Raw genomic sequence first — 22,049 nt, forward strand, 5'->3', positions numbered from 1 at the left:
CCTATTGCAGTCGGTTTTATACCGTACTGCATTTACATCATAAGGTGGCAGAAAACACAACTCCCTGCATACTCGCTACTCTAGCTTAATGCTCCCAGGCAACTCCCCAAGCTCCTGCTTCAACACAGAGTATAGCCTTGAACCTGCCGGCTTTAGCGGATAGTCTGTTGCTTTGCAAAGAAGGCCGAAGGTCATATCGATCAGGCTGCCGCTTAACTCCCTCACCGCTGTTTCTGTCGGGACAGAACTGACCAGAATTTGTGGCACAAGTGCAATACCTAAATCGCTTTCCACATAAAATTTCAGAGCCGTCATGCTGCCAATTTCCATCGTGTTTAATATGGTTATTCCATATTCCTTCATGACCATTTCAAGTTTGCGACGATATGGACAGGTGGCCGACGTAATAAGCAACCGCTGCCCCTGTAAATCCTCCGGCCCAATGTTTTCTTTTTCCGCAAGCGGGTGATTTTCAGGCATTAAAACTACAAATTTCTCCCTAAATAAAGGTTCAAAATATAGCTCTGTGCCCAAATCCGGTGCGGAACACAGCGCTAAATCAATATCCCCCTTGAGAACACGCTCGCTTAGAGTAGGGGTATTCCCAAACTCAACAGAAACTCGAATGTTCGGATAATGGGTTAAGAATCGTTTTAAAATTTCTGGTAGTCGGTAACTGGCAGTCGGTTCGGTCACTCCTATACGAAGGTCGCCTGCGGTTCCTCTTTGCAGATTGTCCATATTTTCCTGCAATTGCTCCATATCCTTTACAATATGTAGACTTTGCTCGTAAAACATCCTGCCCGCTTCAGTTAACTTTATTTTCTTGCCCCGTTCGATCAGTTGAATTCCCATATCGGACTCCAGCTTCTGTATTTGCATCGTCACGGTAGATTGTGCATAATTCAACTCTTCCGCTGCACGAATAAAACTCCCGTAATTCACAATCATTTGAAATGTTTTGAGTGTTTTAATGTCCATTCTCAAACTCCTATATGCACAATTAATTCAATTTTATTGAATTGTAAATTCAGTTAATTCAATTATACAGAACACAATACATCTTCTACAATGATACATATCAGATCATATTATTTTTCAGACGCAAAATGAACTGGATGGGAAGGAGCGAATATATATGGATTTACATCAAAAAGTAGCACTGGTTACAGGTGGAGGTACAGGAATTGGGAGAGCCGTATGTATGGCCTTGGCAGATCGAAAAGCTACGGTAGTCGTAAACTATTCCCGCTCTAAAAACGATGCTGAGGAAACTGTACGTATGATCCTTGAAAAAGGCGGACGTGCTATCGCATTACAGGCAGATGTTTCCCGAGATCAGGAAGTTCGAACTATGGTTGATCAGATTGTCCAGCAATTTGGTACGATTGATATACTCGTGAATAACGCTAGCATTACACATCACATTCCTATGGATGATCTGGAGGCAGCCACGGAAGAGGTATGGGATGATCTATTTGATGTAAATGTAAAAGGCATGTTTTACTGCGCCAGAGCCGTAGCTCCTTTTATGAAGCGTAGTAAACAAGGAGCTATCGTCAATCTGGGAAGTATAGCAGGGCAAACAGGGCTAGGTTCCTCTCTTCCCTATGCGGTATCCAAAGCGGCCGTCCACGGGCTGACCAAATCTTTAGCACGAGCACTGGCACCGGATATTCGCGTCAATTGCATCGTGCCGGGAGCCGTAGCGACAAGATGGTGGGCAGGCAGGGAAGAACAAATGAAGCAACTGTTTCCTCATTTGCTCCTACAGCACATTTCCACGCCCGAGGATATTGCTAGCATGATCTGCTCTGCTTTGGAACAGGAAGCCATGACAGGCCAGACTATTACGGTGGACAGCGGACAAACGCTGTAAAAATACTGGGATTTCTGCGTAAAAACAAGCCGCCTTCTCAGACAGAAGGCGGCTTTTGAGCTATCGTATACCGTCGTTGACTACGTTTTTTAGCTTAGAGATACCGCAATTCGTGTACCTTTCACGAATTTAACAAATAAGTACCGAACAAGCGGCCCTACAATTAAGAGCTGCAGAGGGAAAGCAAAAATAAAATTCTTGCAAACTAAAGACAAGTAATTTTTAAATAATGAGTCTCCCGAAAGACCATTAAAAAAGTAAGCTGTCCCCAATCCATAAAGTGACATACAGAGAACCATTCCAATGACCATACAGCATGAGAGGGACAGAATCACAAATACCTTTTTAGATTTGTCGTATGGTAATGAGAAGGCTATTTTCTTTGCTAGTGGGCCGACAATAAATAATTCCAATACGAAAGCAATGATAAAACATAAAATAAATTGCAGAAACATTACTTTTAGAGATATTGTGCCAATCAAGTCATTTGTATATAGATTATAAAATGTCATGAATACGACCATCCCCAAGCACATCATTAAACCAAAATAAAAATCTTCTTTCTTCGTTGTTGGCAATTCCATCATCCCTTCTGTGTACCTTGGTAATTATATAAATAGTCAAAACCTCCACATAAGTGAACTTTCTGTGAACTTTATAGTAAACGCTTCCTTTTTTGTATATAAGAAATAGGCATCGTTCATCTCAACGATACCTTGGAATACTGCGTCATGTCCCTCAATGATCTGCTTTTAAATCTAAGCCAAATCTCTTCAGCTCAATAAAAACACCTTCCAGTCGCTTCCCTTTTTCCGTTAACGAATATTCAACACGCGGGGGAACCTCGGCATATACCTTTCTTTCTAACAGGCCGTTATCTTCAAGTTCCTTCAGGCGTAGGGAAAGCGTTTTGGGGCTAATCCCCTTCATGGATTTTTGAAGTTGGCTGAATCTCAGTGTTCCTTCGATAAGAAGGTCGCGGATGATTAAAAAAGTCCATTTCGTTCCGATCAAATCAAGTGTTTGGGCAATAGGACACGGCTTACCTGGTATTCCTTTGGTCAATTCAATAGGTTCTTGGGCGTGCATAGGAACTCCTCCAAAAATATCTGTTAAACCCAATGGTATCACAATAGTTCCATTTAGGAAACTATATGAATTAAATATCACTACTTCCCTAAATAAACTTACTACATATACAATATCGGTGTAGCAAGTCATGTTTTCTCTAATACGAGGAGGTGAAGAGATGAAAAATATACTAATCATTAACGGTCATCAAAAATATGATTCGTCTGAAGGGAAATTGAACCGAACATTGATGGACAATATGGTGCGTCTCTTAAGTGAAGAGAACAAAATCAAAACAACGTCTGTTCAAAATGGCTATACCCTCAGCGAAGAACAAGAAAAATTTTTATGGGCGGATGTAGTCATTTACCAAACCCCTATCTATTGGTTCAGCGTTCCTGGATTATTAAAGACTTATATGGATGAAGTCTATGCTTACGGTGTATTCTTCACGGGTGCTCATGAATATGGTAGCGGAGGTTTATTAACCGACAAGAAATATATGTTCTCCACGACTTGGAACGCTCCAGAAAAAGCTTTTAATGATCCAAATCAATTTTTTAATGGCGCTAGTCTAGAAGCCGCACTCAGGCATTTGCATTCTGCACATACATTTCTCGGCATGGAGCCTTTGAAAAGCTTTGCGTGCTACGATGTTATTAAAAATCCAAATATACCTAAATTTATTACTGATCTTGATATACATCTACAAGCCGTATTACATGATTAACAAATCCAGAGGAACACTAGGAGGGAATCCATTTGCAAAACCAAAAGATTGTCATTATTGGTGGAAGCTCAGGTATTGGTTTAGAAACAGCTAAGCAAGTCATTTCGCTTGGAGCGGAAGTGGTAATCGCCAGCCGCTCGGAGGATAAATTGCACAAGGCCAAAGAAATGCTGGGCCCTCGTGCTGCAATACATGTGCTGGACACGTCAGATGAGCAGCAGGTAAAATCCTTCTTCGGAAAAGTCGGCCCCTATGATCATCTTATCGTTAGCGCGGCAGAAACCTCAGGTGGGTCATTCCTTCAGTTGGAGACGGATCAAGCCCGCAAGCTATTCGAAAACAAATTTTGGGGCCAGTATTATGCAGCTAAATACGGAGCTTCCCAACTTTCAACCGAGGGTTCCATTACCTTATTTTCAGGAGTGGTGGCATACAAGCCGATGATTGGCTCCTCTGCGCTCGGTGCTGTGAATGCAGCGGTTTCGAATCTTGGTCAAACCTTGGCGTTAGAGCTTGCTCCCATCCGCGTGAATGTCGTCTCACCCGGCATTATTGATACACCTTCACGCAGCAAAATGCCTGAAAATACGCGCAATCAATTCTATGATACGATCGCGCATAAGCTTCCTGTGAAGCGAGTTGGACTTGCCGAGGATGTTGCACGAGGTGTAATTTATTTGATTCAAAATCAGTTTGTGACCGGAACAGTCCTTCATGTGGATGGCGGACACATTTTAACATAAAAGCTTCGTCTTAAATCCGTCAGTCATTTAACAAAAAAAACGAAGAACGCTCCCGCATCTTTGCTTGGGCGTTCTCCTCTTTTCTTATCAATGAATGATTTCACAAACTTTATCCTAGTGATGAATACGACGTTTGTTTCTCAAAATGTTGCGAATCATCTTGTGATTGGGGAGCTGCCTGAACAACATATGTCCGGGATGCGGATTGGCCTCGATAATCCAGATTTGACCGCTCTTTTCAATAGCAAGATCGATGCCCAGCTCGCGAACCGGATGATTTGTATCTATCGTGTCGGCAATGATTCTAGAAAGCTCGGTGATCTGGTCCAGAATCTCTTTCATTTTTGTTCTGTCATTTTTAAAGACCCTTAAAAGCACTTTGGACAACGGCGCCGCATGTCCTCCCTTCCGATAGTTGGTAACGACTTTTCGAGGTGCAGCGACACGGCCGGTTATTCCTGAAATGACCCATTCCGATTCCGGCTTCTGCATATACACTCTGGCATCAAAAATGGAACCTTTGTACTTGGCTAACTTAAGTCCTTGCTGTACCAAATAACGGCGATGAGGTCTCCGATAGGTTCTAACTGCTCTTCTTACGGCGTGGGATCTAACGACTCTGCGACTGGAGCCACAACGAATCTCATATTTCCTCCCCAGCTTTTTCGCACGTATGATGCCAGTTCCTCCACTCCCATAATTAGGCTTGATGAAGACTGTGCGATAGGTATCCAGCATCCGTAAAGTCCTTGCATTACTGATCCAGCGGGTTTCGGGCAAGTGAGAACGTAAAATGGGATGTTGTCGCATTTCCTTGTATTGAATCATCTTTCCAATGGGCACGAATATCCCTCGATTCTGTTGGGTTTTTGCACACATTACATGAATATGCATCTATATTCTATCTTGGTAACGGCGAATGCCACAGTTTGCTATGAAAGAGGCAAATCTCCTACTTTCTTTAAGGCGAGTCTTCTTTGATTTCAAGAGAGAAATGAACAAAGTGTTCTTTGCATGACGAAGTTATTGCAAATACCTATAAAGTTGATTCCAATAATATATTAGACCAATAATAATTCTGGATATATGATGTATTAAAAAATAACGTGAGGAGGAACGTTAATATGTCTATTTATGATTTTCAGGCAACCTCAATTAACGGGAAGCCGATTGAATTCTCAGATTACAGAGGAAAGGTTCTCCTCATTGTAAACACAGCCAGCAAGTGTAGCTTCTCCAGTCAATTCGCTGATCTGCAGAGGCTCTACGAAAGACGGAGGGAACAAGGTTTTGAAATCCTTGCGTTTCCTTGTAACCAATTCAATGAAAAAGAGCCGGGTAGCCATTCGGAGGTTCAGGGAATCTGTCAAATGAACCATGGAGTAACCTTCCCGCTATTTGAGAAGACGGATGTAAGAGGCTCATCTCCTCATCCTTTATTTCAATATCTGACCCAACAGGCACCGTTTCAAGGCTTCGATACCCAGACCAAAGACGGTCAATGGATGGAGGATTTCCTGCGGGATAAGTATCCAGAAATATACGCTGGCGACGGTATCAAGTGGAACTTTTCTAAATTCTTGGTCGATCGCGATGGCCATGTAAAAGGAAGATTTGAAGTAACAACCGAGCCCTGTGCCATTGATCCTGTCATCGAATCGCTATTGTAATTTTTCCGTTCACTTCTTTGGATTCTTTAAAAAAAGAGTATCAAATGACAAAAATGAATATTTGTCATTTGATACTCTTTGTGTTATCCTGACTTCAAGGAGGTGACTCACACGGCACTTGACCGTGTCCCTATGGAAAAATCCTCAGATGTGCTAACCAAGGAACAGATTCTCATCGCTACAGAAGACACCCTTAGACGTTTTGGTGTAGCCAAAACCTCCGTGACCGATGTTGCCAAAGTACTGGGAGTAAGTCATGGCACCATTTACCGACACTTTAAAAGTAAGGCCGAGCTTCTTGAAGGCGTGACCGAAAAATGGCTGAATGAAAAGATTATTGGCCCGTTAACGGAGGTCTGTCAGAATTCATCTATACTGGGAACGCCACATTTAAAACGATATATACAGACCTTAGTCGAACTTAAGCAGTATTATGCCCGCGACGACGAGGAAATGTTTGAGATGTATACGAGGGTCACCGAGCAAGCCGCTGATTTAATCGACCTGCATATCGCCCACATTGTGGATCAGCTCGCTGATATCATTGCACGCGGGGACATCACATCGGATCAGCCAGCCCAACTGGCGCGTACCCTTTTCTATGCCACAGCCCGTTTTCATCATCCCGCTCATGCTTACGAATGGAAGAGTCCCGTGATTAATCAGGAGTTTTCGGATGTGTGGATGCTTTTAGAAAAAGGAATCACTTAAAATAGATAAAGGAAAGAAGGACAAAACACATATGAAGCATTTGGACGGAAAAACAGCAATTATCACCGGGTCCTCCAGAGGGATTGGACGTGCCATTGCCGAGCAACTGGCTGATCTGGGCGCTAATGTAGTCATCAATTATGCCAGCAGTCCGGACAAAGCCCAAGAAGTCGTGAAGAGCATTCTTCAAAAAGGCGGCAAAGCCATTGCACTTCACGCTGATCTGGGCAAAATGAGTGATATTGAAGCATTATTTACAAATACGATTGCTGAATTCGGTAAAGTGGATATTCTGGTTAACAACGCTGGGCTGATGATCACCCAACCTCTGGCTGAGGTGACCGAAGCTGATTTTGACAAACAATTCGCACTCAATGTAAAAGGCACTTTCTTTGCATGTCAGCAAGCCATGAAATATATGGAGAACTACGGAAGAATCGTGAACCTGTCTACATCCGTGATCGGACAAATGTTCCCGGCCTATAGCGTATATGCAGGTACCAAGGGCGCAGTGGAGCAATTTACCCGTCAGCTAGCCAAAGAGTTCGGAAGCAAGCAAATTACGATCAACGCTGTGGCTCCCGGTCCTGTGAACACCGAGCTTTTCCAAGCAGGAAAAACCGAGCAGCAAATCGAAGGCATGAAAAAAATGAATGCTATGGGTCGGCTCGGCGAACCGGAAGATATCGCTGATGTGATTGAGTTCCTGGTCAGCGCCAAATCACAGTGGGTTACCGGGCAAACGATCCGCGTCAATGGCGGGTTCATCTAAAAGCTGGAATACATGGAATGGAGGCTGTTTACGTTCATGATATTAAACAAAGGCGAGACCTTATTTCGACAAGGAGAATCCGGCCCTTTATATCACTTAAAGAGCGGCTTGTTAAAAATTGTCCGAGTCCATGAAGACGGCTCGCAAATTTTAGTTAATGTGATTGTGCCCGATGAAATCATCCCGCACCACTCCCTGATCAGCCCCAATCCTTATTATGGTACAGCGGTGGCGTTGGTAACCTCTGAGGTCGAGGTTCTGTCGCAAAAAGAATGGTATCAGGCGCTGGAGCAAGATCCGGCTCAATGTCGGGCTATCGCTTTGCAGCTACAGGACAAGTTACGCATGATGCAGCAACGAATTGACCAGCTCACCGAGGTGTCACCTGCCGAGAAGCTTCGGAAGCTCCAACGCTGGTTCCACTCCTACATCGCACCCGCCACGTTAACGGACGTGCTGACGCAGGAGGAAATCGGCCAGTTTATTGGGCTGCGTCGGGAGACGATTAATCGGCTATTGCGTGCTTCAAGCGCTCCTTCTGCAAAAGATGATGACGATAATGCATCTCAATGAGCTCAAACCACTCTCCAGCATTCAACGCACCAAAACTGGGATGAGAGACGGTGAACAGCGTTGTTGATTTCCCAACGGTCGGCTCAATCTCTCTCATCTTGCGGATCACGACGTTTAATCCCTCCACAATTTCTTCTTTGCTAGTGGGTTGTTGGGGAGTGTACTGAGGGGATGGTGGAACTTGGATACGCATTGGCGGAAAGCTCCCCAGATTAAAAATGGCTGTGCCTGCCTCCGTTTTAACTCCTGTCTCCCCATTAGGCTGTAGACAAAGATCAATGTTCTTAAGATGCATATACAGTGCAGAGTTCACCAAATGAAGATACATTTGTCCAAGCGACCATTGACCCTCCTGAGGTGTGTATTGCAGTTCCTCCAAGCTAAAGCTGTCCAATTCAAGAAGATAGTGTTGTGCCGTTTCTTCGAAACGCTGCAATGTTTCAGTTGTATTCATATATTAATAATTGCCCCTCTCTATCAAAGTAGCTTTACTATACAAAAATGCTACTGACAGCATTATGTCAGTAGCATTTCAACATTTTTTCCACTTCCACACGTATCCGCTCCCTGAGCGACTCAGGCTCCAGCACAACCATATCCGCGCCCCATCCAAGTATCCATTGCAGTAGTTCCTCTGGCTGTCTGACGCGGAAGAGTACATGCAGTCCATCTGCACGCTCCTCTATGGCCTCCATATAAAAGTTGTTCGCTTCCTTCACCTTATCTGCGATATCTGAACGTGCTAATATGCGAACAGTTACATGACGGTCATCGGTTTGCTTGTAATCCTGCAAATGAAAATCGACAGGCAACTGAAACCTGTCCTCCAGCACGATAAGCTTGTCCATACGTGACAGACGGAAATGGCGAAGCTGCTGTCGCAATTCGCATTGCCCAATTAACATCCAAGAACCACGGAGCAGTACAAGACCATAAGGAGCGACCACACGCACACTTTGACGATTCCCGTCAGCCTCTGGCATTCTCTTGGAGTAGCCAAACTGTACTTTCCGTTTTTCCAATACTGCGAGACGCAACGTTTCCAAACAGGTTTTCTCGCTATGGTTTACCCCTTCACCCACCGCGAGCAGTCTGATGGTCGTACGCACCCGGGAAACTTCCCTGCGAACGCTCTCCGGTAATATGGCTTCAATCTTCCTGCGGGAGGTTTGCGCCTTGATACCGTAGTCTGTATCAAATTTTTGTTCGACAAAATCCGTTCCGATTAGCAACGCCACAGCCTCTTCTGCGGTAAAGCTCAGGGGGGGCAGGAAGTACCCCTCCATCAAGGAATATCCAATGCCCGGTGCTCCTACAATCGGTACACCCGATTCACTTAGAGCCTGAATATCCCGATAGATGGTCCTCACACTCGTTTCGAATATGGCTGCCAAATCCTCGGCTCGTAAAATATCCTTACGCTGCAACTCTAGCAAGATCGCTAGCAAACGATCTGTTTTGTTCATACCACGGCCCCTCTCTGGAAGGATCTAAAATGCAGAAATACAAAAAAGCAATAAGGGCAGTACAGTCACTGCGACTTATTGCTCTTTTTTTTCATACGGAAGTTACTTCATTATTTAAAAAACACTTTTTCGACGTTATATTTAGCCTTTTGTGAATTGATGATGTAGGTTTCATAGATTTCTCGCTCTACAGCATCTTCCACAATACAAACCTCAATAATCGCTACTTCGTTCCGCTTGTCCTTGATCGGCGATACGGTATCTTCAAAATGCTTTTTGATTCTTTGTCTCAGCTTTCTTGCTTTACCAACGAACAGCAATTCCTCCTGTGTGTTGTAGAACATAAAGATACCAGCCTTATCTCTAGGGATCAGGTGAAAGTCGGTAAATCCGTAAATATGGCTGAGCTCAGGGTTAACCTGTTTGGTAATTGTGATATCCGGAGTTGGAATTGTTATATTAATCACTATGTCACTTCCTCATTCTATATAGGTGTAAATATTATCACAAATCCCGTGGTAACACCATTTAATAATCCTTGTCCCATGACTAAAACTCCCAACTTAGAAACTGTATGAGAAAAAGATGACTCTGATGAATACAGAGCCACCTTTTCATTTATGTTATCCATTTTTGTAATCCGTAATGCGGTAATACATCGTTTTATCCTTCAACTTACGGAAATGGGACCTTGCCGGATAAAGATTAGCCTCAATAATCCCGATACGTCCTTTCCGGTCTATTCCAATGTCCAGTCCATACATACGATGTCCCGGAAAAAAATTACTTAATCTCTTCGCGGAACGGATGGAAACACGATTAATACGGGACTCTAGGGCACTGGCAGACAGGTGCCGAACAGAAGATTGTTTTATGCCGGATTTAAAACTGAGTAAAGTTCCCTTACTCCGTGTATTGTTGGAAACAATATAACCTTTGCCTGCAACTTTGATAACCTTCCCTGTGACTACCCATACAGGTGAGCCGGTTCTCCGTTGAATGATGACTCTCATATCAAAAGGGCGTTTGTTGATGGTCGGACGGGTAATTCTGCGTTGAACCATATAACTGGCGTTCCCGATTTTTCTTCTAATATAATGATACGTATTGGTTCTACCCCTTACTAAAACTCTTTTATTCTCGTAATGTACGATGTACTTATGGTTTCCTAACCAGGAGACCTGGAAGATCCCCCGTCCACGACTCCCCCACACCGGTTTCACAATAACATGCACGTACTTGGAGAGAAGTTTCGAGAAATTATGCCTATCCAGGAGCCTCGTCTCGGGGACATAAGACCTCAGAGACGCATACCTTCTCAATAACAAATATTTGTACCACTTATCTTTTGCTCCTGATGCCATGGGAACTCCACCTTTCTCATCCGCATTTTATGCTACTGAGATAGCCTTCAAGCAATTCCAAAAATAACTCCATTTCCTTATACGTAATATCACCTATATTGGCAATCCGGAACGTATTTAGCTTCTCTAGCTTGCCGGGATAAATCATCATGCCTTTGCTATAAAAATAATCATGCATAGATTGAAAATCATAACCTGCACAATGAGGTTCAAGAATGGAAGTAATGATCTTGGAATGATGCTCTTCGGGAATGATATAGGTTAGGCCTAACCGGGCTAACCCGTTAATTAAGGTTTTCCAGGATGTCGCGTACCTTTCGTACCTTTTATCCACCCCTTCTTGCTTTAATTCCTCAATCGCTTGTCTAAGCGCATATAAGGTTTGGACTGGGGGAGTAAACCGCATCTGCCCATGTTCCACAAAGTAGTTATATTGAGCATACAAATTCAAATAATAGCTTCTTGGTTTCTGGCCTTTCAAATTCTCCAATTTGCTTTTTTCGGCGATCACAAACGAAACCCCGGCCATTCCCTGTAAGTTTTTGTTGGAGCTTGCCGCCAGGTAGGCAATGTTCATTTCCTTCAATTGAATTGGAACGGCCGCAAATGAGCTCATGGCATCCACGATCATGTCGATTTGATATCTTTTGCACAATTCTCCGATATCCTTCACCTTGTTAAGCAGGCCAGTTGTCGTCTCATGATGTACGACGGCCAGATGGGAGACAGTGCGTTCGGAAGATTGGATACACCTTTCTAATTCAGCCAAATCAATCGCATCATCGGGGGGACTTTTGAATTCAAGATAATCTACCCCATAAACCTTCGCTATCTCGCACATCCGTTTTCCATAGGCCCCATTGCTGACAATGATTACTGCATCGTGATTCGGGACCGAACTGATGATGGATTCCACCGCTGCAGTACCTGATCCGCCAAACAATACGGTCGCATAATCATCCGGGTCAGCAACCAACCGGGTCAGTTCTGTAGAAATGTACTCCATGATTTGGCCAAACTCGGCTTCACGAGGACAAATATCCGGAACGACCTGTGAACATTTCACACTTTCTGTAGTCGTTGCCGGCCCAGGGGTAAGCAAAATGTTTTTCTTGACGACAGAACTCATGAACCGCCCACTTCCTTGCCCTTCAAAGGATCGTTATGAATAAAACGCTGCAGACGTTCTTTTACTTCGTGAGGCTTCATATGCGGACGAGCAAGCTGATCCTTGGAATCCTTGGATATTTTCAGGCACAAAAACGTAAGTTCTCTATTCATTTTCCATTCTTGTAAAAAGACTTTTAGTTCCTCGAGACTGTGAACAAGAATCGACTTTGTATACCCACAGGAAGCAGCAATATCTATAAAATCAATATTATGCGATACCGTACTTTGCCCGCCTGTTGATTCATGGGCATTATTATCTAGCATGATATGAATCATATTGGCCGTATGGTAGTACCCGTTGGTTGCCAGGCTCCCCATACGCATCAGCAGAGATCCGTCTCCGTCAATCACGACAATATTTTTGCTTGGTTGGCTCAGAGCTAACCCCAGTCCAAAAGAACCGATGCACCCCATAGAACCTACCATGTACAGGTTGTTATCTGCATCTTCAATTTCATATAGTTCGCGCCCAGTTTTACCAGTTGTTGCGAGCTGGACGGTATGGCTGTCTTTCATGGAGTTAATCGCACATAATGCATCATAGCGCGTAGGCATTTGATGATTCGCACGACCATGCTGCCGGATCTGATTTAAATGGATGGAGGTTTGCTGTTTTTTCAATGGCTCTTTGTCGAACGTGCCTTTTTTAACGACAAAAAAGAACGGGCGATTCCGGGCAATTTGCTCATTAGCCTGGATCAATTGATTTTTTACCTCCTCTAAATCCTTGGAGAGATACTGCCATTCCACATCCATCAAATCCAGCATTTGCGTTGTAATCTGGCCCATCAGTTCATGCTGAGGCTCGTCAGGTATCCCCGGTTCTCCGCGCAGACTGACAAATCCAAGCAGAGGAATACGAAAAGGGTAAGTAAGGGAGGTCAATGGCGAAACAGCGTTGGTCAGCCCCGAATTTTGCATAAGGACTACCGATTTCTTCCCCCCTATATAAGCTCCGGATGCAATGGCGACCGCATCCCCTTCGTTAGCCGCTGCAACATAATCGCATTCGTTTATGGCATAATTGATCAAGCTTTTCAAGAAGGAGCATGGAACACCGCTGAAAAAGGTAAATCCTAATTTTTTCAGCTCTTCTCCTAACAATTTCGTGTCCATTATACGCGCTCACCCGAATCCGGTTCTGACGATGGAAGATATTTCTTTTCCGCAGCTTGCAGCTCTTCGACCCCTTGAAGCCGGAATACTTCTTCGAGGGTTGCGACTTCCTTTTCGACATGAACAAGGCTTTCATCCCGATAAATTCGGCCAGATAATTGTTTCATGGCTTGAATGGATGCTCTCAAATTATGGTTTGCCCAAATCACAAGGCTAATCCCCATCTCCTGAAACCTGATGGTTGGAGTCGTATAGTATTTGGTAGGCACGATCACTACTGGCAATCTTCCAGCCCATTCTTTCATGAACGCTTCAATCTCTGCGGCATCCGATCTTTTGCTGTGTATAAATACGGCATCGGCTCCTGCCTTTCGATATGCCTCCGCCCGCTGCAGCGCCACTTTAAGCCCACTCCCGGTAATAAATGCCTCTACTCTGGCCACCACCGTAAAATCCGTGTCCGTCTGCGTATCTTTCATCGCTTTAATTTTCCCGGAAAACTCTTCGATATCAGCCAAAGTCTGCTCTTGACCGTTAATGAAAGAATTCGTTTTGGGGAACCGCTTATCTTCGATACATACCCCCGCAATATGGCGCTGCTCCAGTTTCTTCACCAAGCGCCTTGCATTGTTGAAGTTGCCGTACCCCGTATCTCCGTCCAACAAAATCGGGATAGAGGTAGCGTCACTCATGAATTCCAAAACATCCAAAACCTGCGTCCAGGAGGCCTCATTGTTGTCCCTTACTCCCATCGCTGCAGAGATGGATAACCCGCTGGCCCAAATTCCTTTAAATCCTGCCTCCTCCACAATTTTGGCTGACAGACCATTATGAGCCTCCATGATAAACTCTGGTTTTTGTGAATTGACCAAGTCTCTAAGTTGCTTTGTTTTTTTCATTGAAACTTTCTCCTTCTCCCCTAAAAATAACGTGCATGGAATCTACTTTCGAATAAGACTCTTGTTTCTCATGATGGTGTTGATCATAGTAGGATCGGGAAATTGAGTAAATAGCATATGTCCTGGGTGTGAATTGGCCTCGATAATCCAAATATGACCTTTTTTATCTATGGCAATATCAACCCCCAATTCGCGAACCGGATGCCGTTCATTGATCTTTTTGGCAATAATGACGGATAGTTTGGAGATTCTACGAAAATAGGCATCTGCTTTCGCGCGGTTGTGCTTAAAAAGGCTGAATAGCACTCGATGCAAGGATACTGCATGCCCTCCTTTAAGATAATTGGTAACATACTTATGAGGTGCCGCGACACGGGCAGCCACCCCGGAAATAACCCATTTCCCCCTTGGCTTCTGTAAATATATCCTGGTGTCAAAAATCGACCCGTGGTACTTAGCCAACCGAAGTCCTTTCTGTACCAAATACCGATGTCTGGATTTCCGGTATGACTTAATTGCTTTTAAGACAAAACGAGATCCAACAAACTTTCGACTTGAACCGCTACGAACCTCATATCCTTTTTTCAATCTCTTGACCCGGATGATCCCGCTGCCACCACTCCCGTGATTGGGTTTTATGAAGACCGATGAATAAGTATTCAGCATCCGCGAGGTCCTTGAATCCGTAAACCAGTGGGTTTCAGGTAAATGCGAACGCAAAACGGGATGTTGCAACATTTCTTTATGCTTTTTCATTTTTCCAATAGGCACTAGTCATCCCTCTTATCTTTTTGGGTTTTTGCGCATACAGTATGCATATGCATCCAGATCCCCTTCTGCGTGGGCCGCTACCTCTGCTAGAAACCAAGATTTATGTCACAAAAAGGCATGTCCCAGCTGTTATAAATACGCCCCCCTTGGAGACACCCTTTCGGACAGACTCGGGGTTCGGACCACAGAAAATAGGCTGTCACACACTGTACTTGAAATAAAACCCATTTTGACCGAAAATATAAAGGGTAATTATGTAATTAATTCAACTATTTTGTTAGGAGGAATATATATCATGTCAAATATCTTTAATCGGAAGGTCAGGTTTAGCTTCTTACTCGTAGCCATCATTGCGTTCGTTATTCAAAATTCTACAGGAGACATTCATGTAGCCCGAGCTGCGGACAATGTAATTAATGCCAAGGATTTTGGCGTTAAAGCCAACTCGAATTCCTCACAGTCAAAGGAAATTCAGAATGCATTAAAGTATTTCTACGACCGAGGAATGGAGGGAACCGTCTATTTTCCAAAAGGAACATACTTGGTTGACGAATCTATTCGTTTATATGCCGGGGTTAGCCTGAACGGTGACGGAATGGGAAAAACGATTTTCAAAAAGACAGGGTCTAAAAGCCAATACGTCGTTGGCGATCCGATTCTACGAAACAATTCTGACCGACTAGACGTGAAGTTATCTAATCTCACCATTGATGCAGACCGTGCCAACCGTGAAGCCCGTGGCGAAAGTCAGGTAGGCGGTATTATTATGGAAATGGCCGTCTCTCACTTCACGCTGGATCACGTGGAAATTTGCGATACAACGATCGGAGCCCTTCTTCGCAGAACGAGAGATTCAGAGATTACCAACAGCCGCTTTGACCGAAATAATGGACATGCTATTGCCACTGGACACGAGAGCTTTCCGGCAGGCGAGTTCCGCAACGTCAAAATTACGAATAACCAGATTACCAATTCGGGCGGCGGCAGTGGAATCAATTTATCACGCGCAACCTACACGACAGTCACTGGGAACCAAATTATTAACAAGACCCATCAATCTGATGGATACGCAGGCATTCGCATCCCTAATAATGGCGCCAACAATACTGTAAACAATAATGTGATTGAAAATTACCCGCGCGGGATCTTTGTCCTGACTGGAGCAACAGGTAACAATGTATACGGAAATACTGTAAAAAATGCATCCCTGCAAGGTCTTTTGGTCCAATCGGATGGCAATACGTTTACCGACAACGAATTTATTCAAACCAATTCCTCACTTACTCCAGAGGCAGTCATTCGCCTTGCTGACGCAAACAACAACAAAGTTATTGGTAACGAGATGACCACATACTCCGGGTTCTCCAATATAGGAATACGGGTCACCGATTCCAACTCCAATGAAATTAAGGACAACATCACAGATACTAGAGGTAAATCAGTCAGTATTGAAGGCGGGCGTAATAACGTCAATACAGGCAACCGCAATCGGTAGAAATTTTATGAATTACCTACTATGCGAGTACGTCGGTTTCCGTTACAATATGTCAGTGTGATTCTGGCATCGGCAGATTGACGCGTACTTGAACATTATTGGAGGCTTCTATTTTTTCATGCAAAACGAATCTCATTCTAACGTAAAAATCATAACGGCCGATCCGAGTGCGATCGGCCTGTTTGGCTTGGCTATCGTAACGCTTGTGGCTTCATCCCAAAAGCTTGGTCTCACCGAAGGCTTAAGCTTCATCATCCCTTGGGCTATATTTCTCGGTGCTTTTGCGCAGCTGTTTGCCTCCATTCAGGATGCAAAACATAACAATACCTTCGGCATGACGGCATTTGGTGCTTACGCCTTCTTCTGGTTAGCCGTAGCTAGTAGCTGGATGATTAAAATGGGCGTATTCGGCCCTGAGCTGGCGTCTGCTGTAGACGGCAAGCAGCTCGGCTTTGCCTTTGCGGGCTATCTCATCTTTACGCTCTTTATGACCATTGGAGCGATGGAGACGCATAAGGTTCTATTTTTTATTTTTGTGTTGATTGATTTTCTGTTCCTCGGTCTTAGCTTCGATGCATTCGGCGTTGCACCAGAGATATTCCATACCATTGCCGCTTATGCTGAAATGGGCATTGGTCTACTCTCACTGTACGGTACAGGAGCTGCCGTTCTGAATGCTCATTTTGACCGTACATTCCTGCCCGTCGGACGTCCTTTCGGCATTTTCAAGCCACGTCCTTAACTGTATATGTAAACCCACAAAGCCGCCTTTCGCGCCGATCCGCGTAAAGGACGGCTTTTGTTTTGGGATTAATATGCTATCTTAATTATTCAGCTTGCCAATTCGGCATCCGCTCTGCCGGATAACGAAGGCCTGCTGCCATTCCTTTTGGAATGATTGCGTTAATAGCTTCCATTTCCTGTGTGGATAAAACAACATCGATGGAACCTGCATTTTCCTCTAAATACGTAACCCGCTTGGTTCCTGGAATCGGTACAATTCCCTCCTGCGCAAGCAGCCATGCCAACGCCAGTTGAGAAGGTTTGACCCCTTTTTGGGCAGCAAGGTCCTTAACATGCTGCACGAGGTCCAGATTTTTCTGGAAATTCTCAGGTTGGAAACGTGGCACCGAGCGACGGAAATCATCTTCTGCAAAATCATCAAACTTCTGAATTTGCCCGCTCAAAAATCCGCGTCCAAGTGGACTGTAGGCCACAAATTCGATACCCAACTCCTTACACGTCGGTATAACTTCATCTTCCGCTTCCCGGCTCCATAAGGAGTATTCCGTTTGCAGCGCTGTAATCGGATGTACCTTGTGAGCGCGTCGAATGAGCCCAGGAGAAGCTTCGGACAGCCCCAAATAGCGGACTTTTCCCGCCTGAACCAAGTCACTCATCGCGCCAACCGTTTCCTCGATAGGTACATTCGGATCGACACGGTGCTGGTAGTACAAATCAATCACATCTACACCCAGTCTTTGCAGGCTGCGGTCACATGCCTCTTTTACATATTCAGGACGGCCACTTACACCCATAAATGCGCCATCTTCCCCGCGCATAATGGAAAATTTAGTGGCCAATACGACTTCGTCACGGTGGCTCCGCAGGACTTGGCTAATCAGTTTTTCATTTTTCCCCACACCGTAGACATCGGCAGTATCCCAGAAGTTTATCCCTAGCTCCAGCGCACGATGAAGCGTTTTGATCGACTCCTGATCATTCAACTCACCGTAATATTCGGACATTCCCATGCAGCCCAGACCCAGTGCAGATACTTGAAGGTCGCTGTTACCCAGTTGTTTCTTTTTCAATTTTTATCACTCCTAAATTATCAGAATAGTCATCGCATTTCCTAATCACTACGTCACATTCCGTATGTTACTACTTAAAGTTAACTTGAAGTCAAGCATTGTCTTGTATATGCTATTTCAAAATTTTTTAGAAAAATTTGATTTCCGGGTTGTAAGAGGCAGCTGTAAATTTCCTATATATATGAGAAACGAATTATCGCGCGAGATTCGGTTTCAAAATAATCCAATTGGAGGTTTAACATGCCAGCAAACTACTCTTACACCAAAACGTCCGATGGTTTCCATGTTATCATCACGCCAGCTTCGAATATTCAAAATAAAAATATTCGAAGCCGGATCACACAGCAAACCGATTACGGGATTAATGGGGGCTTCTTTAACCCAATCAGCACAACAAAGGCGCCGACCGAGTGTTTGTCTATCGCGGTCACACCTAATAATACCCATGATACTAAGGCGAATGCCAAAGGGAATAGCCGTGGTACAGCATTTGTATACACGGAGAGCAACAAAACGAAAATAGGGATTACCCGTGCTTCAAGTGTGACGGATCTCAAAAAACAAATGGGGACTTCGATTACGTATAAGTCTATTATTAGCGGCGGTAGCCTGTCGCTGAAGAAAGAGGAAGAAGCATGGCTTGAGGATTTAAAAGATATTGAAAAATTTGATTTGAACGGAACGTTGCGATACACCGATTCCACCGGGCGAACTGGCCTGGGCTTCAAGGTCGTAAATAATGTTTGGCAGGTCTACCTGGTTGTTCATGAAAATGCGACACTGAAACAACTTCGCAATTATTTTATTAAACAGGATTGCTTTGAAGCCATTCTTCTTGATGGTGGAGGCTCGTCCGGTATTCAAGTTAAGAACTCTGCAGGCACTATGGTTAAGTATGAGCAAACACGTTATATCTACAACATGGTAAAACTCATTAATATCACCTAAGCCTTATGATATAACGTGCTTGTATAGGAGTAAGGAGGCCTTACCGGCCTCCTCTATAAATCATCCAGCACAACGATTTCCAATGCCAGGAAAACAGGTGTTACAGGGTACAGATAAGAAACTTCAATCGGTTGCCCCGCTTGTAATTGTGCTGGATTGATTAATTGCCTCCGCTGACCATCCATCTGCTTATAAATATGTGTATCTGGGACAGATATATAGACCGCTTGGATAGGTTTTTCCGTTGGATCATCACTTTGGGGTAGTTCTTTAGCAAATTGAACAGGCTGTTCAAATCGGATCAAATAGTTCATGGTAGGGGCTGCTAAGGGTTGTTCTACTTCTTTTTCAATTCTTTCAATACTTTCGATTTTGGCACGCCCTGTGTATACCGTTGTGCTTTCCAGACGGTCTAAGTCAAAAATAGATTGAGCCACCGCTCCATTAGATTCGTTAACCGGCGTAGCCGATTCTGTTGTAGAACATGCAGGCAGTAATGCTGCCGCAAGCAAGACAAGGACAAGGGCAGAAACTCTATTTTTCATAAGTGATCCTCCCTAATCTGGTTTAAAGAATATGTTCACTATTAAGACGCGGACAGGAACAATTTGGTTTCTTTAATCTGTATTTATCCATTACATTTTGAAAGGTGTGCAATTATATGTTAAAAAAACTCAGTTTGGTAGCTCTCGCTGCATCAACACTTTTAGTAGGAAGCTCTATTACGGCAAGCGCTGATTCTACTGTAAATTACGACCATTTGCTCTCGGCAGGGACCACTAACGCTTTCCTGGCCATGGAAGATGGATCTTCATTTTATGCAACGGGAAGTAACGGTAATGGCAAGCTCGGCGTGGGCGCTGGCGGAGGGAATAATAAAACAAGTCCGGTGCAGGCCCATGTATCTGATATCGCTATGATTGATGCCGGTGCTCTGCATTCGACCTTGCTCAAAAAAGACGGAACCATCTGGTCTTGGGGCTTTGCAGGTTACGGGGAGCTAGGAACAGGGATTAAAAAGGGTTTTGTAAATGAGCCTGTTAAAAACAAATATATTAATGATGTGAAGGAAGTGAGGGCAGGCGGTCAATTCACACTTGCGCTCAAAAATGACGGAACCGTGTGGGCCTACGGAGAAAACAACTTTGGCCAACTGGGCATTGGCACAAAAGGAGCTTCCGCCTTTTCCGTTAAGCCTGTGCAGGTACAAGGTTTGGAGAATATTGTAGCCATTGACGCTGGCGATAGCTTTGGTGCAGCCTTAGACAAAGATAATCAGCTATGGGTATGGGGACGTGGTTATGATGGCGCAATGGGGCAGGATGACAAAGAAGACCAGCTTACCCCTGTTCAATATCGAATTGATGATATCAAAACTTTTACTGCCGGAGCTGACCGCATTTATGTACTAACGAACAGCGGAGAAGTATATGCTTCCGGGAGTAACACTTCTGGAAAGCTTGGGGATGGAACCTCTACTTTTAGAAGATCACCCGTATTGATCAATGTTTCCAATGTAAGTAGACTGAAAGCAGGCAAAACTCAAACTTTTGCACTTAAAAATGATGGAACTCTTTGGGGCTGGGGAACCAATAATGAGGGACAGGTAGGTGACGGGACCGATGTATTTTCTGTTAAAGTCCCATCCCAAGTTGTAGATGACACAAACACGCCACTAACCGATGTAGTAGCATTCAGTGCAGCAGGAACCCACTCCCATGCTTTGACAGCCGATGGGACGGTCTGGTCCTGGGGATATAACAAAAACGGCGAACTGGGAATCGGCAACACCAAGGAACAATATGCTGCCACGAAAACGAATTTCCCAAATCCTTTTTCGGAATAACTAATATTCTTATACCTTAATAAATTGTTTAAGGAATACGCTTAGCCCTCCGTTTTTCCAACCCCAAAAAAGCAATAAGGGCAGTTCAATCAACTGCCCTTATTGCTCTTTATTTTCATATAGAAGCTACTTTATTACAAATAAAACTATGATTATGTATGAACAGAAGCGCTTCAGTAGCTTCTGGACGGTAGAGAAATTCATTTACAGAGCTAAGGCTTCTTCCGTAATCTTTTTGATATCAATGGATGAAGGCGTTTCTTCCTTGACCATATCGGGCAAGATATTTTCCAAAAAATAATCAACACAATGTAATTGAATATTCTTGATTTTCACAAGTGCATTACGGTACATGACTATAAATTCTTTTTCAGTATTTCCCCGCTGTAGTTCGGCAAATGCTTCGTACACCTGATCCATCTTGTCAGCAACTTCAAGGATCAAACCTTCTACTGAATTATCTTTGCCTTCCCGTAACTGTTTGCGAAAAATAGCTTTAAAATCCTCGGGAATATTCTCTTCAATAAAATACTCAATCATACCTTCTTCGACCTGCTGGATTAATAATCGTAGTTCCTTAGAGGAATGCTTAACAGGCGTTTTGATGTCTCCAATAAAAATTTCCCCGTAATCGTGACTGCTCGTAATCTCGTATAGCTTTTTCCAGTCAATACTGACACCATTTCTCTCTTCAATATCAGCCAGCGTTTTAGCGTATTGTACTACTTTCCAAGAATGTGCCGATACGCTGTGTTCCTCGAATTTAAACTTACCCGGACAACGGATGATTCTCTCCAGCTCATTTAGCGACCGAAAATACGTGTGAATCCCCATCATTGCATCCATCCTTTAACATATATGAGATAGTCAATATAAACCCCACTATAAACCTCAACTATTAACAGCAGATTATCGCAGTATCAAGTTGAATCCACACATGTAGCACATATACAATTTTTGCTATACACTTTATAAAAGGGGAGTTGCAAAATCCTAAAAAAAGGTTAAAGT

26 protein-coding genes are annotated in these 22,049 nt (G+C 43.9%); 11 read left to right on the forward strand and 15 right to left on the reverse strand.

Annotated features, from left to right (window positions below; all coding sequences use genetic code 11):
* Positions 1–75: 75 nt before the first annotated feature.
* Complete coding sequence (locus ACM1ND_RS26405; protein ID WP_053326430.1) at positions 76–981, reverse strand: LysR family transcriptional regulator; 906 nt, start codon at positions 979–981, stop codon at positions 76–78.
* Positions 982–1,138: 157 nt separating this feature from the next.
* Here ACM1ND_RS26405 and ACM1ND_RS26410 point away from each other — a divergent pair, with 157 nt between their 5' ends.
* On the forward strand, positions 1,139–1,879 hold the full coding sequence (locus ACM1ND_RS26410; protein ID WP_068939178.1) for an SDR family NAD(P)-dependent oxidoreductase: 741 nt from the start codon (positions 1,139–1,141) through the stop codon (positions 1,877–1,879).
* Positions 1,880–1,968: 89 nt separating this feature from the next.
* On the opposite strand, the gene ACM1ND_RS26415 is transcribed toward ACM1ND_RS26410, so the two are convergent.
* Entirely contained in the window at positions 1,969–2,457 is a 489-nt protein-coding gene (locus tag ACM1ND_RS26415) for a hypothetical protein (protein ID WP_053326631.1), read from the reverse strand.
* 160 nt (positions 2,458–2,617) lie between these two features.
* Complete coding sequence (locus ACM1ND_RS26420; RefSeq protein WP_013312645.1) at positions 2,618–2,968, reverse strand: winged helix-turn-helix transcriptional regulator; 351 nt, start codon at positions 2,966–2,968, stop codon at positions 2,618–2,620.
* Positions 2,969–3,128: 160 nt separating this feature from the next.
* Here ACM1ND_RS26420 and ACM1ND_RS26425 point away from each other — a divergent pair, with 160 nt between their 5' ends.
* Both ACM1ND_RS26425 and ACM1ND_RS26430 read left to right on the forward strand, forming a co-directional pair.
* Entirely contained in the window at positions 3,129–3,680 is a 552-nt protein-coding gene (locus ACM1ND_RS26425; RefSeq protein WP_076295185.1) for an NAD(P)H-dependent oxidoreductase, read from the forward strand.
* Between the two features lie 32 nt (positions 3,681–3,712).
* The gene (locus ACM1ND_RS26430) at positions 3,713–4,423 is read left to right on the forward strand and encodes an SDR family oxidoreductase (protein WP_023991009.1); all 711 of its coding nucleotides are present in this window, start codon (positions 3,713–3,715) and stop codon (positions 4,421–4,423) included.
* A 114-nt stretch (positions 4,424–4,537) separates the two neighbouring features.
* Here ACM1ND_RS26430 and ACM1ND_RS26435 read toward each other — a convergent pair whose 3' ends face one another.
* Entirely contained in the window at positions 4,538–5,266 is a 729-nt protein-coding gene (locus tag ACM1ND_RS26435) for a YheC/YheD family protein (protein WP_023991010.1), read from the reverse strand.
* 281 nt (positions 5,267–5,547) lie between these two features.
* Here ACM1ND_RS26435 and ACM1ND_RS26440 point away from each other — a divergent pair, with 281 nt between their 5' ends.
* From ACM1ND_RS26440 to ACM1ND_RS26455, 4 genes are all read left to right on the forward strand, one after another.
* On the forward strand, positions 5,548–6,093 hold the full coding sequence (locus ACM1ND_RS26440) for a glutathione peroxidase (protein WP_023991011.1): 546 nt from the start codon (positions 5,548–5,550) through the stop codon (positions 6,091–6,093).
* 132 nt (positions 6,094–6,225) lie between these two features.
* On the forward strand, positions 6,226–6,804 hold the full coding sequence (locus ACM1ND_RS26445) for a TetR/AcrR family transcriptional regulator (protein ID WP_075154961.1): 579 nt from the start codon (positions 6,226–6,228) through the stop codon (positions 6,802–6,804).
* Between the two features lie 31 nt (positions 6,805–6,835).
* A complete protein-coding gene (locus tag ACM1ND_RS26450) occupies positions 6,836–7,576 on the forward strand; it encodes an SDR family oxidoreductase (RefSeq protein ID WP_023991013.1) in 741 nt (246 codons plus the stop codon).
* Between the two features lie 36 nt (positions 7,577–7,612).
* Entirely contained in the window at positions 7,613–8,149 is a 537-nt protein-coding gene (locus tag ACM1ND_RS26455) for a Crp/Fnr family transcriptional regulator (protein ID WP_023991014.1), read from the forward strand.
* On the opposite strand, the gene ACM1ND_RS26460 is transcribed toward ACM1ND_RS26455, so the two are convergent.
* The 8 genes from ACM1ND_RS26460 to ACM1ND_RS26495 form a co-directional block, all read right to left on the reverse strand.
* Complete coding sequence (locus tag ACM1ND_RS26460) at positions 8,082–8,603, reverse strand: DinB family protein (protein ID WP_023991015.1); 522 nt, start codon at positions 8,601–8,603, stop codon at positions 8,082–8,084. The genes ACM1ND_RS26455 and ACM1ND_RS26460 overlap by 68 nt on opposite strands.
* A 67-nt stretch (positions 8,604–8,670) precedes the next feature.
* Positions 8,671–9,615 (reverse strand): helix-turn-helix transcriptional regulator, encoded by a 945-nt coding sequence (locus tag ACM1ND_RS26465; protein WP_028540897.1) that lies wholly within the window; start codon positions 9,613–9,615, stop codon positions 8,671–8,673.
* A 110-nt stretch (positions 9,616–9,725) separates the two neighbouring features.
* Complete coding sequence (locus ACM1ND_RS26470; protein WP_023991017.1) at positions 9,726–10,082, reverse strand: nucleotide excision repair endonuclease; 357 nt, start codon at positions 10,080–10,082, stop codon at positions 9,726–9,728.
* A 156-nt stretch (positions 10,083–10,238) separates the two neighbouring features.
* The gene (locus tag ACM1ND_RS26475; RefSeq protein WP_053326436.1) at positions 10,239–10,979 is read right to left on the reverse strand and encodes a YheC/YheD family protein; all 741 of its coding nucleotides are present in this window, start codon (positions 10,977–10,979) and stop codon (positions 10,239–10,241) included.
* A gap of 16 nt (positions 10,980–10,995) precedes the next feature.
* Positions 10,996–12,108, reverse strand: a complete 1,113-nt coding sequence (locus ACM1ND_RS26480; RefSeq protein WP_418026890.1) for a 2-aminoethylphosphonate aminotransferase — start codon at positions 12,106–12,108, stop codon at positions 10,996–10,998.
* Positions 12,105–13,265, reverse strand: coding sequence for a phosphonopyruvate decarboxylase (gene aepY, locus ACM1ND_RS26485; protein ID WP_028540900.1), 1,161 nt, complete (start codon positions 13,263–13,265; stop codon positions 12,105–12,107). Before aepY ends, ACM1ND_RS26480 begins: the two co-directional genes overlap by 4 nt.
* The gene (gene aepX / locus ACM1ND_RS26490; protein ID WP_023991021.1) at positions 13,265–14,164 is read right to left on the reverse strand and encodes a phosphoenolpyruvate mutase; all 900 of its coding nucleotides are present in this window, start codon (positions 14,162–14,164) and stop codon (positions 13,265–13,267) included. Before aepX ends, aepY begins: the two co-directional genes overlap by 1 nt.
* Before the next feature lie 42 nt (positions 14,165–14,206).
* Positions 14,207–14,935: a YheC/YheD family protein gene (locus tag ACM1ND_RS26495; RefSeq protein WP_053326440.1), complete on the reverse strand. Its 729-nt coding sequence runs from the start codon at positions 14,933–14,935 to the stop codon at positions 14,207–14,209.
* A gap of 295 nt (positions 14,936–15,230) precedes the next feature.
* Between ACM1ND_RS26495 and ACM1ND_RS26500 the strand changes: the two genes are divergently transcribed.
* Together ACM1ND_RS26500 and ACM1ND_RS26505 are read left to right on the forward strand one after the other, a co-directional pair.
* Positions 15,231–16,430 carry a glycosyl hydrolase family 28-related protein gene (locus tag ACM1ND_RS26500; protein WP_053326441.1) on the forward strand — a complete coding sequence of 400 codons (1,200 nt, stop codon included), beginning with the start codon at positions 15,231–15,233 and terminating at the stop codon, positions 16,428–16,430.
* 118 nt (positions 16,431–16,548) lie between these two features.
* On the forward strand, positions 16,549–17,172 hold the full coding sequence (locus ACM1ND_RS26505; RefSeq protein WP_023991024.1) for an acetate uptake transporter: 624 nt from the start codon (positions 16,549–16,551) through the stop codon (positions 17,170–17,172).
* 85 nt (positions 17,173–17,257) lie between these two features.
* On the opposite strand, the gene ACM1ND_RS26510 is transcribed toward ACM1ND_RS26505, so the two are convergent.
* Entirely contained in the window at positions 17,258–18,244 is a 987-nt protein-coding gene (locus tag ACM1ND_RS26510) for an aldo/keto reductase (RefSeq protein WP_023991025.1), read from the reverse strand.
* A gap of 240 nt (positions 18,245–18,484) precedes the next feature.
* Between ACM1ND_RS26510 and ACM1ND_RS26515 the strand changes: the two genes are divergently transcribed.
* The gene (locus tag ACM1ND_RS26515) at positions 18,485–19,192 is read left to right on the forward strand and encodes a phosphodiester glycosidase family protein (protein ID WP_023991026.1); all 708 of its coding nucleotides are present in this window, start codon (positions 18,485–18,487) and stop codon (positions 19,190–19,192) included.
* A gap of 53 nt (positions 19,193–19,245) precedes the next feature.
* Here the strand turns inward: ACM1ND_RS26515 and ACM1ND_RS26520 are convergent, their stop codons facing one another.
* Complete coding sequence (locus ACM1ND_RS26520) at positions 19,246–19,737, reverse strand: hypothetical protein (protein WP_075154965.1); 492 nt, start codon at positions 19,735–19,737, stop codon at positions 19,246–19,248.
* 116 nt (positions 19,738–19,853) lie between these two features.
* Here ACM1ND_RS26520 and ACM1ND_RS26525 point away from each other — a divergent pair, with 116 nt between their 5' ends.
* Positions 19,854–21,038: an RCC1 domain-containing protein gene (locus ACM1ND_RS26525; RefSeq protein ID WP_053326445.1), complete on the forward strand. Its 1,185-nt coding sequence runs from the start codon at positions 19,854–19,856 to the stop codon at positions 21,036–21,038.
* 204 nt (positions 21,039–21,242) lie between these two features.
* Here the strand turns inward: ACM1ND_RS26525 and ACM1ND_RS26530 are convergent, their stop codons facing one another.
* Complete coding sequence (locus ACM1ND_RS26530) at positions 21,243–21,872, reverse strand: YfbR-like 5'-deoxynucleotidase (protein WP_023991029.1); 630 nt, start codon at positions 21,870–21,872, stop codon at positions 21,243–21,245.
* Positions 21,873–22,049 lie beyond the last annotated feature (177 nt).

It is taken from the genome of Paenibacillus sp. JJ1722 (assembly GCF_048282685.1).
Taxonomy (GTDB): domain Bacteria; phylum Bacillota; class Bacilli; order Paenibacillales; family Paenibacillaceae; genus Paenibacillus; species Paenibacillus polymyxa_B.